Genomic DNA, 12,106 nt, shown 5'->3' on the forward strand with positions numbered 1-12,106 from the left:
GATGGACGGGAGATGGACGCGCACCACAGTCCGGGCAATTCACCCCGCACCTCGGGATTCCGAGCAGAAGGTGTTCATGTGTTCATGCGTTCCGCCCGGCGGTAATCCCACCGCCAATCGCGTTCAGAAAATGAAAACGTCCGGCTGCGGCTGCTTGAAGCTGCAAGTTCTCGGCTAGGATGGCCCCGCGCTGCGCTCGGTTCGACCAGAGAGGTGACCCGGTGGCGGTCCTCCATGTGTCCCTTCTCGGTCTGCTCGAAGTACGCCGCGACGCGACCGATCTGGACCTGGGAAACCCCCAGCAGCAGGCCCTGTTCACCGCCCTCCTGCTGCGCCGGGGGAGAACCGCGTCGGCGGCGGACCTGATGGAGGCGATCTGGGGCGAGGAGGTCCCCGCCTCGGCACTCACGACCCTGCGCACCTATGCCTGGCGGCTGCGGAAGATTCTGGAAACCAACAGCAAGTCCCCGGAGTTTCTGGTCTCGGTCGGCGACGGATACCGGCTGGTCGTCCGGGACGAACACATCGACTGGTACGAGGCGGAACGGCTCGGCCGCGAAGCACTCGACGCCAATGGTCCACACCAGGCCCTGGACGCCTTGGAACGAGCTCTCGGCCTGTGGAAAGGGGAACCTCTCGCCGGGATTCCCGGCCCGTACGCGGCACTTCAGCGCGACCGCATCGACGAGACCCGGCTCGCCCTTGAGGAAGAGCGCCTCCACACGGTGATCTCACTCGGCCAAGGGCAGTTGTGCATTCCCGAGTTGGTGGAACTGGTCGGCCGTTATCCCTTAAGGGAGCGACTGTACGCCCTGTTGATGCGGGCGCAGGCCGGATCCGGCCGCCGGGCCGACGCGCTGACGACCTATCACGACGCGCGCCGGCTGCTCGTCGACGAACTCGGGGTCGACCCCGGCGCCGAACTCACCTCCGTACACCGCCGGATACTCAGCGGCGAACTGGACTCCGTACCGGACCCGCACGACAGCCCCGACGAGCGGGCGGACCGGGCGCTCGTGCTGCCGCCCGCCCAACTGCCGCCGGAGCCCGCTGACTTCATCGGGCGGGCGCATGTCGCGCAGGCGCTCACCTCGGCGATGAACGCGGAGAGCCGGCCGACGCTCCCGGTGGTCGTGCTGGCCGGGATGGGCGGCGTCGGCAAGTCCTCGCTGGCGCTGCACGTGGCGCACCGGGTGCGCGAGGCGTACCCGGACGGGCAGTTGTACGCCGACCTGGGCGCGATGGCCGCCCCGGAGGCCGCCCTGACGGGTTTCCTGCGGGCGCTCGGCGCGCGCCCCGAGGACGTGCCGGAGTCGCTGGAGGCGCGGACGGCGCTGCTGCGGACGATGCTGAGCGGGCGCAGGGTGCTGATCGTGCTGGACGACGCGCGCGACGCGGCGCAGGTCCAGCCGCTGCTGCCGGGCAGCGCGCACTGCGGGGTGCTGATCACGAGCCGGACCCGGCTCGGCGGCCTCCCGGCCTCCCTCCAGGTCGAGTTGGAGGCGTTCTACCTCGACGAGGCGCTCGAATTACTGACCCACGCGATCGGCGCCGAGCGGGTGCGCGCGGAGCCGGAGGCCGCCGCCGCGCTGATGGAGTCGTGCGCCTGTCTGCCGCTGGCCGTACGGATCGTGGCGGCCCGGCTCGCGGCCCGGCCGCGCTGGTCGATCCGCTCGCTGGCCGCGCGGCTCGCCGACGAGCGGCGCAGGCTCAGCGAGTTGAAGGCGGGCGACCTGACCGTGTCGGCCGTCTTCGACGTGACGTTCCGTCAACTGCCCGCGGACCAGGCGCACGCGCTGTGCCTGCTGTCCTGCGTGAGCAGTCCGGACCTGTCGCTGGCGAGCGCGTCGGCGCTGCTCGGCACGGGCGAGGAGGAGGCGGAGGAGTTCCTGGAGTCGCTGGTGGACGCGGCGGTCCTGGAGACGCCGTCGGCGGGCCGGTACCGGTTCCACAGCCTGCTGCGCACGTTCGCCCGGGAGAAGCTGCCGGCGAGCGCGTACGTCGAGCCGTTCCAGCGGCTCCTGCACTCGCTGCTGGCGTCCGCGGTGGACGCCTTCCGGCACGCGGTGCCCGGCGATCCGATCGAGGACGCCCTGACGCCGGCCAGGATGCCGGGGCGGCGGTTCGGCGGGCTCGGCCAGGCGCGGGCGTGGGCGGTCGCGGAGGCGCCGACGGCGCTCGCGGTGGCGGCGCAGATCGCCCGGGAGTGGACGCGGACGCGGCCCGGCGAGTACCACCACCAGGAGTGGCTGCCCTCGGCGACGGACCTGCTGATCGCGCTGAGCGCCTACTGGGGTGACACGAGCCACGTGGCGTGGAACAGCACGCTCGACGCCCTGACGCAGGCCGCGGTGCTGACCGGGGACGAACGGACCGAGGGGCGGGCGCGGTTCCTCAGGGGCAACATCCACCTCGCCCGCGCCCGGCTCGCCGCGGCCGTCGAGCACTCCACGCTCGCGGTCGCCCTGACCCGGCACACCGGGGACCTCGTGATCCTCCGCCAGGCCCTCAACGACCTCGGTCTCGCCCACCAGTTGAGGGGCGAGTTCCAGGAGGCCGGCGCCTGTTACGACGAGGCGATCGTGCTGGCCCGCAGCCTCGGCCACGCCACCGGCGAGGTCGCCACGACCCTCAACTCGGCGCTCCTGCACGTCAACGCGGGCGACCCGGCGCGGGCGATCGGTGTCTGCGAGCGGCTGCTGGCCGACACCCCGGCGCTGCTGTGCGCGAACCCGGGGGGCGCGGCGTACGCGTTCTACGTCCTCGGGTTCGCGCACCACACGCTGGAGGACCACCTGGCGGCCGTGTCCTGGTACGAGCGCTGCCTGTCCGTCGCGGTGGAGGCGGGCCTGACGAGCCGGGAGGCATGTGCCCGGTTCCGGCTCGCGGACTCGCTGCGCGCCCTCGGGCACCCCGAGCCGGCGGCGGCGGAGGTGCTGCGGTCCGTCGAGATGTGCGAACGGGCGGGCGACGTCCGCAACTTGGCGCAGGCGCTGCTGGTCCTCGGCCGGGTACGGCTCGCTCTCGGCGAGCAGGACGCCGCGCGCTCGGCGCTCACCGACGCCCGGCGGATGATGGCCGAACTGCGGCTGCCGGACGAGGGCCAGGCGGCCCGGCTGCTGCTCGCCGTACCGGTCACCGGGTCACGGTGAGGCGGCCGGGCGGGTGGCCACCGCTAGGAGGTTGGCGCCGCGCGCGCCGGAGTCCGGGTCGATGAGCAACTCCCGTTCCATCTTGAGGACATCGGCGAAGGTGGCCTCCCCGTGCGGGAACCGTCCGGAGAAGCTGGAGGCGGGCAGGACCAGGCCGGGGAAGCCGGTCAGGGCGTCCACCCGCAGGTCGAGCGCCCGGCACAGCAGCCGGATCTGGCCGGGCGTGAAGAGGTGCGCGTGCGGGGCGCCGGGGCCGCCCGGGTCGTGTCCGGCGAGGCTGTGCAGGGCCGCCTGGAGGTCGCCGCAGCCGAGGTACTCGTGGGCGGTGTGCCAACGGCTCGGCAGGAACGACACCATGAGCCCGCCGGGCGCCATCAGGGCCGCCAACTCCCGCAATCCCGCCTCTGGTTGGGAGAAGGCGCTGAGGTACGAGCAGTCGTGGAAGACCAGGTCGTGACCGTGCTCGCCCAGCAGGCCCGCCAACTCGCCCGGCCGCGCGGCGAGATGGCGTACGCGGGGGCCGTGCCCGGCGCGGGCCGAGCGGGCGCCGGCCTCGGCGGCGGCCTCCGGGGTCGGGGCGATGTGGACGCCGGTGCTGTGCGGGTGCTCCGCGGCGATCCGGCGCGCCCAGCGGCCGGCGCGGGCCGAGGCGTCGACGTACGTGAAGGAGGGCGGCAGACGGGAGAAGACCGACTGTTCGAGGGCCGTCCACAGCAACGCGTCCGTGAGCCGGCCGTAGAGGCGGCCGGGGGCGCCCTCCTCGTCCCTCGTGCGGACTGTCCCGTCGTGCTGCGCTGAACTGGTCACTGTGGCCTCTCGGTTCACGTCACCTCGGACCTTTCAGGGCTCGTTCCGTCAGGCCGCCGAGGGCGCGCGGCCCGGCGGACGGCGGGGCGCGGGGGCCCGGTCGGCGGACGGTGGCTGGGGTGCGCCGGAGCGGTCCGGGACGCGCAGCCGGGAGCCGAGCACCATCCCCAGCTGGAAGCGGTTGTCGACGCCGAGCCGGTCCATGAGCGCGCGCAGGATGTTGGTGACCGTCCGGGGGCTGACCCCGAGCCGGTGGGCGGCGCTCGTGTCGGTGTGCCCGGCGTACAGCAGGGAGATGAGCTTGCGCTGCCGGTCGTCGAGGTCGAAGGCCGCGGGCGCGCGGAGCCGGTTCGCCTGCGGGTGGACGGGCCTGACGGCCGCCGGGAACTCGGGAGCTGCCATGGGTACGTGCCTCTTCCCCTCGGGTCCGGTCGTCTTCCCCCCACTCTGACAAGCCACGATCGCGCCACGATCAGCGTGGGATCAGCGGGAGTTCGGCAAAGGTTTCGCCCTCGCCCGCGTGTGGGGGAACTGTGACCGGAGGGGTCCGCGTTGGCTTCCGTGACGGGCGGGGGCAATGATGAGGCGGCCGTCCGTTCCCCCGAACGGGTGTCCGTCCCCTTCCGGGGGCGTCTTTGCCCACTGCGCCCCCACACGCCTGGGAGTCCACCTTTGTCCACTGTGTTCTCTGTGCCGCAGCAACGGGCGAGCGCCGGCCCGGCGCCGCTCTCGGTCGCCCTCGTCGGCGCCGGCCCGCGCGGCACCAGCGTCCTCGAACGCCTCTGCGCCTCGGCGCCGGAGCTGCTCGCCCCGGGCGTACGGCTGACCGTGCACGTCGTCGACCCGGCGCCGCCCGGCCCCGGGCGCGTCTGGCGCACCGCGCAGCCCGAGGACCTGCTGATGAACACGGTCGCCTCGCAGGTGACCCTGTTCACGGACGACAGCGTGAACTGCTCGGGCCCGATCCTGGCCGGACCGAGCCTGCACGAGTGGGCGGACGGCGCGATAGGCCCCGACGACTATCCGACGCGGGCGCTGTACGGCCGGTACCTGGAGTGGGTGTTCGCGCGCACGCTGCGCCACGCGCCGCCTTCGGTGCGCGTCGAGACCCACCGGGCGCGCGCGACCCGCCTCGACGACACGGCGGACGGCCGCCAGCACCTCGTCCTCGACAACGGCCGTACGCTGACCGGGCTTTCGGCGGTCGTCCTCGCGCAGGGGCACCTGCCGGTACGGCCTTCCGCGGCCGGCCTGCGGGACGCCGAGCACGCCGGGCGGCACGCGCTGCGGCACATACCCCCCGCGAACCCGGCGGACGTCGACCTCTCCGTGGTGCGGCCCGGCGAGGCCGTGCTGTTGCGCGGGCTCGGGCTCAACTTCTTCGACCACATGGCCCTGTTGACGACCGGCCGGGGCGGTGCGTACGTCCGTGCGGGCGGCGCGCTGCGGTACGTGCCGTCCGGCCGAGAGCCGCGTGTGTACGCCGGGTCGCGGCGCGGGCTGCCCTACCAGGCGCGCGGCGACAACGCGAAGGGGCCGTACGGGCGGCACCTGCCCGAGGTCCTCACGCCCGAGGCGGTCTCGGCGCTGCGCAAGCGCGCGGACTCCGGGGAGGCGCCCGACTTCCTGCGCGACATATGGCCGTTGGTCGCCAAGGAGGTCGAGACCGTCTACTACACGGCGCTCGTGCGGCACCCCGAGTTCGCGCCGCGCTATCTGGCCGTGCCGTACGGCGATCCCCAGGAAGCCGCGCTGCTCTCGGAGTTCGGGGTGGCGGACGCGGAGCGGTGGGACTGGGAGCGGGTCTCCCGGCCTTACGCGCAGCGGGAGTTCGGGCATCGCGGGGAGTGGCGTCAGTGGCTGCTCGACCACCTCCGGGCGGACGCGGCCGAGGCGCTGCGGGGGAACGTCGACGGTCCGCTGAAGGCCGCTCTCGACGTACTGCGGGATCTGCGCAACGAGTTGCGGCTCGTCGTCGACCATCGCGGGCTGCCGGGGGACTCGCGGCGCGACCATCTCGACCGCTGGTACACGCCGTTGAACGCGTTCCTGTCCATCGGGCCGCCCCGGCGCCGCATCGAGGAGCTGACCGCGCTGATGGAGGCGGGGGTCGTGGAGGTGCTGGGGCCTCGGCTCGAAGTGACGCGGGAGGAGGGGGCCTGGCTCGCCCGCTCCCCCGACGTGCCCGGGTCGGCGGTGCGGGTGACGACGCTGATCGAGGCGCGGCTCCCTGAGCCCGATCTGGGGGAGAGCGCCGATGCGTTGCTGGTGCATCTACGGGAGACCGGGCAGTGCCGGGCGCATGTGGTGGACGGGTACACCACGGGGGGTGTCGATGTCTCCGCCCGGCCGTATCACCTCGTCGACCGGGAGGGGGTGCCTCATCCTCGGCGGTTCGCGTTCGGGGTGCCTACCGAGGGGGTGCACTGGGTGACCGCTGCGGGGGCCCGTCCCGGGGTGGACTCGGTGACATTGTCCGACGCGGACGCGGTGGCCCGGGCGGTGCTGCGGGTGGCGGCGGAGGGGCGGTCGGTGGTGGGTGGCTCCGAGGTAGTACGGGTCTGACGTACTGGGGTGCTACGGGGGTGCTACTACGGGGGTGCTATGGGGGTGTGCCTGCTCAGCTCGCGTCGGTCCAGCCGAACGGCACCGTGAAGCAGCCCACGCGGGCGCCCTTCGTCCCGGGCTCGTCGTGGATCACCACGGACGCCGCCTCGCCCTGCCGGAAGGTCCAGGTGTGCGTGGCGACACCCACGCCGGAGCCCTCGTCGCCGGTCGTGAAGTCCAGCCACACCTCGTTGTCCTCGTTGACGTGCTCGGGTCCCGTGCCCGGCACGTGCTGGTAGTGCCCGCCGGCCGCCGCCGGGTCGGCCCCGCACGCCTTCTGGTGCACATGCGCGCCGAACGCGTGACCGGAGGGGAAACCGCTCACCCGGAGCGTTACGACGGTGGCGCCGCCGGACGTAGTCCGCTGGACGACCTCGATCGACGAGCCCGCGGGGACGAGATCCTGGTCGTACGTGACGGCGTCCGACGGGACGAAGGCGGTCGGCGGCGCGAACCGGGCGTCGGCCCGCAGGACGACGTCACGGGCCGTACCGGGCCCGGCTGCGAGGGCCGCGGCGACGGCTCCCGCACAGATGGCTGCCAGCATGGATACTCACCCTTTCCACTGCCCCCCTTGATCCGCCGATAAGGGACGTTAGGGGACCCGGGACGCGAGCACCGCTCGAAACGTGCCGTTCGAGTGAACATTCCGTGCGCGTCGTACGTACCCCCCTTGGATCTTCTGTCACCCCCTGGGCGTACGCTGTCTGGCTGTCAACGGGGGAGTCACGGGAGTCGTGGTGCTGGAAAGTATGGGGTCGCTGACCGGCGGTCCATGGATCTATGCGGTTGTGGCCCTGTCCGTGCTGTTCGACGTCTTCCTGCCGGTGCTGCCGAGCGGCGTCCTCGTCATCACGGCGGCGACGGCGGCTGCCGCCGGGTCCGGCGCGGCGGTCGCCGGACAAGTGCCCGAGCACGTGCCCGACATCCTCTTCCTGATGCTCTCCGCGACGACCGCGTCCGTCCTCGGCGACCTCGTCGCCTACCGCCTCGCCTGGCGCGGCGGCGAACGCCTCGACCGCGCCATCGCCCGCTCCCGCCGCCTCACCACGGCGCAGGAACGTCTCGGCGAGGCCCTGGCCCGAGGCGGCGGCCCCCTCATGATCCTCGCCCGCTTCGCCCCCGCCGGCCGCTCCGCCGTCTCCTTCCTCTCCGGCGCGTCCCACCGCCGCGTCCGCGACTTCCTCCCCTGGTCGGTCCTCGCGGGGGTCGCCTGGGCGGGGTACAGCGTGGCTCTCGGGTACTACGGCGCGCACTGGCTGGGGGCGAGCTGGCTGTCGACGGGGGTGTCGGTGGGGGCGTTGTTCGTGGCGGGGTCGGGAGCGGCGTACCTGATGCGCCCACCGAAGACGACCTGAGCCTCGCGTACTTCAGGGGTAGAGCGCCTGTCTTACAAGCAGGATGTCGGCGGTTCGAAACCGTCCGCGCCCACGCAGATCGAAGGCTCCTCGGCGCTGGTCGGAGGGCCTTTGTGCTGCTCGCTGAGACCCTCTCGTCAGCCCTTCACCGACGAGAGGTGCCCCGCCTCCACCGCGGTGGACGCGGTTGTCGATGGCGGTGGTGTGGCCGCCGCGCGCGGTCGCTTCCTGGCCGAGGCGGGCGTACTCGTCGCACGTGTCGACGACGGGCGGGGCAGTGGTCGGGGTTGTCACGAACAGTCCCCTCCGGGTTCAGCGATCGCGGCACAGCCGTAGCCGGGCGGGCACCGGTGCACCTCGACGCTCATGTCGTGGCAGCCCATGTGCCCCTCGGCGCGGCCAGCGGGTGCGGCCAGGACGTGGAGCGGGAAGTGCCGGCCGCACCACACGCACGCCCAGCCGGAGTAGCGGGCCTTGGGGAGGGTGGCGGCGTCGGGGAGTTCGCGGGTCACCGCCGGTCCGCCTGCGGGACCAGGCCGTAGAGGTCGCGGCAGCCTCCACACGCGTACAGGACGTAGGACGCACTCTGTCCTTCTCTGACGAGGCTGATCACCCGCACTCCGTACGCGTACGCCCGGTGCCAGGTGCACCAGCCGTAGATGCCCGGCCGTTCGGAAGCCCGCCTGTTCACGGACGGCCTTCTCGGTGTGGGTCCCTGATCAGGCACCACAGGGCGGTCGCTGTCTCGCACCGGGTGCTGTCGTCGACGCACTGCTCGCACATGCCCGCGTGCGACCGAAACGCCTGCGTGGCGGCGTCATGAACGCATGGGCGGCAGGCCCGGGGAAACGTCGAGTAGTGGCTGTGCCGCCGCTCCCCGAGGTCTGCCGCCGTCGCGGTCGTGAGCGGTGTCCCGCACCAGACGCACCCGACACCCCGAGCCTTTGGCTGCGGCAGGTCGTCGAGGTTCGGCAGGTCCAGCAGGGTGCGCGCGTCGACAGGAGGGACGGTCTCAGGTGGCATGTCACGCCTCCACGGTCACGATGATCCGTTTCACATCGCGACCGTAGGTGCGTCCGTGCGGAGTCGAGGACCGGAATCCGGTCCCTATGCCGAGAGGAGACCGATCTTCACCGCGAGCTCAGACGCACGGCGGCGCCTCGGAGCCTGCTTCGACTCGACCTCTTCCAGGATGATCCGCTTCGCATAGCCGTTGTAGCGGATCGTGTCCGGCGCGTCCTTGGCCGCCTCCTCCAGCGTCGCGATCGCCACATCCGGCTGATTGTCGAGCTGGTAGCCGCGCGCCTCCTCGATCCGGTGCCGTGCTCTCCTCGGATTCGACTTGATGACGGTCTCGTCGGCTTTCGCGGCCTGCCGTACGGACTCCCCACCCTGATGCAGTTCGACCGCGACTGTCACCGCGTGGGCACCGATGACGGCCCGTGAGAACGACGTGACCGGATGGAAGTAGTCGACAGGCAAGCGACCGGCCATCTCGCGCGCCTTGTCCCAGTGCCTCCACGCGGCGCCGTTGTCCCGGCGGCGGGAGGCCGTGTAGCCGAGTTCGAACTCCAACGCCCCCGCGATGGCGAGGACGTCATCCGAGGCATCGGGAAGAAGCGGTTCGAGGAGACGGATCGCCGCGCGGTTGACCGTGTCGGCGGCGTCGTAGTGGCGCGGTCCGGAGTCGCGGTGGGCCTGCGCGAGGAGCCACGCTGCGACGCCCATCGCATGCGGATCGCCCGAGTCCTGCGCGGCGACCATGCCCCGCTCCGCAACCCGCCAAAGAAGAGAGGCGTCGGGCTGATAAGCGATGAAGAACTGCGACAGCGAGTACGTTTCCGCGAGAAGGGATTGTGCGTGGCGCCGTTCGTTGCCCGAGTCGGCCTGCCGTACGAGGCACTGCGCGTCCCGCACCAGGTTCGGCAGTAGCTCGCCGATGACCTCTCGGTGGTTCTTTGCCCTGTGTCGTGCCTTCCACGCGGAGTGGAGCCGGGCCTCCAGGTGTGCGATCGGCGGCGGCTCGACACTGACTCCGAGGGAGAAGTCGTCGATGGCGGCGCGTACGGCGGCAAGGCGCGGATGGCCGGGGCCGGCGAACAGGTCCACGTCCATCTGCGGGAGACCAGTCAGGTCGGCGAGGTTCCGGACTCGGAGGGCCTCGGCAATCCGCAGTACCGTCTCGAGGCCGGGGGCCTGTTGCTGCCCGTTCTCGATCTTCTTCAGGGTATGCGGGGACATGCCGAGGAAGTCGGCAAGCTGCGGACGGCTCATGCCCCGCTGCTCGCGAGCGATCTGGACCCGCTGGCCGAAGGCAGGCATGGGGGCGTTCGGGTCCGGGACAGCACCAGACGGCATGGCCTTGCCTCTCTTTGAACAGCTCGACACTGCCAGAGTAGGGGCGAGGCCCTTTGTGTGTGAGGGCTCAGGCAGACAGCGCCCGATCCCTATCGAAGAAGGGGGCGCATGATCACTCGTAGTGCCGTCCCTGCGGATCTAGCCCGACAGCCTGCGGACACCCACCCGACGGCACACCAGTGCATCCGGATCGGGCAACACTCAACTCAAAGCCGGTACCGGGCACTTGCCTTAGAGGTCGCGCAGATAGGCGGCCGGCAGACGGGGACAGGCACGGTTCCGTGATCGTGGAGTTGTGACGCGCTGTGACCGCCGGAGATTCTGTGCCTGCGCTGCCATCATGGCTGACCGAACCGCTGTGGTGGTGGCGTCCCGGCGGTGGCCGCGGGCGTCGACGCGTCGTAGCCGGGAGCGGCTGCTCGAAGGGCGGCGGTCAGATAGCGGTGAACGATGTCCAGTTCGCCCGGGGTGAAGTCCTCGGCCGCCTCGACCAGGTTGGCGATGAGCGGGCCGAAGAAGGACCGGCCCAGCTCCACGGCTTTCTGTTCCACCGTCAGCACGACGCGTCGTCGGTCGCTTTCGTCGCGCCTGCGGCGGACGAGCCCCAGGCGCTCCAGCCGGTCGAGCAGGGCAGTGGTGCCGGCCGAGTTGAGCCGCAGCGCCGTACCGAGTCGTCCCGGGGTGACGTCGGTGCCCGCCCGGTCGGCGTCAAGCAGGTGGATGAGGGCCCGCAGATCGGTCGGGTGCAGGCCGTTTCGCGCGGCGAACTCAACGCCGCGCAGGTCGAATTCCACGGTCACTGCGCGCAGCAGGTGGACCAGCCGCATCGCGGGGTTGCCGTCATCACTCACCGGGCTAGTATCTCGCCGAGCGAGATACTTGGTCAACGAGACGATTCCCGGGGGTTCACCGTGTCCTCATCCCAAGAGTTCTTCGCCGCTTACGACGCACTGCTCGCCCGCTGGCCCACCGGTACCGCCGAGATCGACATTCCCACCCCGTACGGGACCACCCGTGTCCATGCCTACGGCCCCGCTGACGCCACTCCGGTCCTCCTTCTGCACGGCGGCGGTTCCACCGGCGCGGTCTGGTTCGCCAATGCCCCGGTTCTTGGCACGCACCACCGGGTGCTGGCCGTCGACATCCTGGGCGATGCGGGACGCAGCGTCCCCGGCGGGCGCCCGCTGCGCACAACCACCGACCTGATGGCCTGGTTGGACGCGCTGCTCGACGGCCTCACCGTGTCCCGCACGCACCTGCTGGGCCACTCCTACGGCGGCTGGATCGCCCTGACCTATGCCCTGCACGCCGCGCGGCGGGTCGATCGGCTGGTACTGCTCGACCCGACCCAGTGCTTCGCCAACTTCCGCCCCGGTTTCCTGCTGCGCTCGCTGCCGGTACTGCTCCGCCCGACGCGAGCCCGCGCACACGCCTACCTGGACCGCGAGACCGCAGGCACCGCCACCGACCTGGGCTGGAAGCGGCTCTATGCCTTGGCGGTCTCGGGCTTCGCGAACCGGAAACTGGTCGTCGGCCGCCGCCCGGACCCCACAGCACTGAGCGTTCCGCTCCTGGTCCTTCTCGCTGGCCGCAGCGACGCCCACGACGCCGCCAAAGTCGCAGCCTGCGCCCGCAAGGCCGTACCGGACGCCCGGATCGAGATCCTCGCCGAACTCACCCACTTCGCTATGCCCACCGCCGTGCCCACCCGCACGAACCACCGGATCACCGACTTCCTGGCAGACAGCCAGGAGAGTTCGTAGCAGCCTGCAAGCCTGCCTGAGAGGCCCTGCACCCCAGGGGAGAGAGCTCTCCAGCAGAGGG

General features: G+C 71.7%; 11 protein-coding genes. 4 read left to right on the plus strand and 7 right to left on the minus strand.

Annotated elements, in window-relative coordinates; genetic code table 11:
- The first annotated feature begins 221 nt into the window (after nucleotides 1–221).
- Nucleotides 222–3,152, plus strand: coding sequence for an AfsR/SARP family transcriptional regulator (locus tag ACQCO7_RS12820; RefSeq protein WP_464071945.1), 2,931 nt, complete (start codon nucleotides 222–224; stop codon nucleotides 3,150–3,152).
- Here ACQCO7_RS12820 and ACQCO7_RS12825 read toward each other — a convergent pair.
- Both ACQCO7_RS12825 and ACQCO7_RS12830 read right to left on the minus strand, forming a co-directional pair.
- Entirely contained in the window at nucleotides 3,144–3,959 is an 816-nt protein-coding gene (locus tag ACQCO7_RS12825) for a hypothetical protein (RefSeq protein ID WP_464071946.1), read from the minus strand. The two genes, ACQCO7_RS12820 and ACQCO7_RS12825, sit on opposite strands and share 9 nt — an antisense overlap.
- Before the next feature lie 48 nt (nucleotides 3,960–4,007).
- Complete coding sequence (locus tag ACQCO7_RS12830; protein WP_464071947.1) at nucleotides 4,008–4,361, minus strand: helix-turn-helix domain-containing protein; 354 nt, start codon at nucleotides 4,359–4,361, stop codon at nucleotides 4,008–4,010.
- Between the two features lie 288 nt (nucleotides 4,362–4,649).
- Here ACQCO7_RS12830 and ACQCO7_RS12835 point away from each other — a divergent pair, with 288 nt between their 5' ends.
- Entirely contained in the window at nucleotides 4,650–6,524 is a 1,875-nt protein-coding gene (locus tag ACQCO7_RS12835; RefSeq protein WP_464071948.1) for an FAD/NAD(P)-binding protein, read from the plus strand.
- Nucleotides 6,525–6,579: 55 nt separating this feature from the next.
- Here ACQCO7_RS12835 and ACQCO7_RS12840 read toward each other — a convergent pair whose 3' ends face one another.
- Nucleotides 6,580–7,113 carry a superoxide dismutase family protein gene (locus tag ACQCO7_RS12840; RefSeq protein ID WP_464071949.1) on the minus strand — a complete coding sequence of 178 codons (534 nt, stop codon included), beginning with the start codon at nucleotides 7,111–7,113 and terminating at the stop codon, nucleotides 6,580–6,582.
- Nucleotides 7,114–7,306: 193 nt separating this feature from the next.
- On the opposite strand from ACQCO7_RS12840, the gene ACQCO7_RS12845 reads away from it, so the two are divergent.
- Nucleotides 7,307–7,924 carry a DedA family protein gene (locus ACQCO7_RS12845; protein WP_464077202.1) on the plus strand — a complete coding sequence of 206 codons (618 nt, stop codon included), beginning with the start codon at nucleotides 7,307–7,309 and terminating at the stop codon, nucleotides 7,922–7,924.
- Between the two features lie 290 nt (nucleotides 7,925–8,214).
- On the opposite strand, the gene ACQCO7_RS12850 is transcribed toward ACQCO7_RS12845, so the two are convergent.
- The 4 genes from ACQCO7_RS12850 to ACQCO7_RS12865 form a co-directional block, all read right to left on the minus strand.
- The gene (locus ACQCO7_RS12850; RefSeq protein ID WP_464071950.1) at nucleotides 8,215–8,436 is read right to left on the minus strand and encodes a hypothetical protein; all 222 of its coding nucleotides are present in this window, start codon (nucleotides 8,434–8,436) and stop codon (nucleotides 8,215–8,217) included.
- Entirely contained in the window at nucleotides 8,433–8,615 is a 183-nt protein-coding gene (locus ACQCO7_RS12855; RefSeq protein ID WP_464071951.1) for a hypothetical protein, read from the minus strand. Before ACQCO7_RS12855 ends, ACQCO7_RS12850 begins: the two co-directional genes overlap by 4 nt.
- A 416-nt stretch (nucleotides 8,616–9,031) precedes the next feature.
- Nucleotides 9,032–10,282 (minus strand): helix-turn-helix domain-containing protein, encoded by a 1,251-nt coding sequence (locus ACQCO7_RS12860; protein ID WP_464071952.1) that lies wholly within the window; start codon nucleotides 10,280–10,282, stop codon nucleotides 9,032–9,034.
- Nucleotides 10,283–10,620: 338 nt separating this feature from the next.
- Nucleotides 10,621–11,109 carry a MarR family winged helix-turn-helix transcriptional regulator gene (locus tag ACQCO7_RS12865; protein ID WP_464077203.1) on the minus strand — a complete coding sequence of 163 codons (489 nt, stop codon included), beginning with the start codon at nucleotides 11,107–11,109 and terminating at the stop codon, nucleotides 10,621–10,623.
- Between the two features lie 84 nt (nucleotides 11,110–11,193).
- Between ACQCO7_RS12865 and ACQCO7_RS12870 the strand changes: the two genes are divergently transcribed.
- On the plus strand, nucleotides 11,194–12,045 hold the full coding sequence (locus ACQCO7_RS12870; protein ID WP_464071953.1) for an alpha/beta fold hydrolase: 852 nt from the start codon (nucleotides 11,194–11,196) through the stop codon (nucleotides 12,043–12,045).
- Nucleotides 12,046–12,106: the final 61 nt, after the last annotated feature.

The sequence above is a fragment of the Streptomyces saintjeani genome (assembly GCF_055409605.1).

What these genes read in the sequence shown, in the direction of transcription:
- ACQCO7_RS12830 (WP_464071947.1), bottom strand. Translation starts at nt 4,361, where the DNA reads ATGGCAGCTCCCGAGTTCCCGGCGGCCGTCAGGCCCGTCCACCCGCAG.
- ACQCO7_RS12840 (WP_464071949.1), bottom strand. Translation starts at nt 7,113, where the DNA reads ATGCTGGCAGCCATCTGTGCGGGAGCCGTCGCCGCGGCCCTCGCAGCC.
- ACQCO7_RS12860 (WP_464071952.1), bottom strand. Translation starts at nt 10,282, where the DNA reads ATGCCGTCTGGTGCTGTCCCGGACCCGAACGCCCCCATGCCTGCCTTC.
- ACQCO7_RS12865 (WP_464077203.1), bottom strand. Translation starts at nt 11,109, where the DNA reads ATGCGGCTGGTCCACCTGCTGCGCGCAGTGACCGTGGAATTCGACCTG.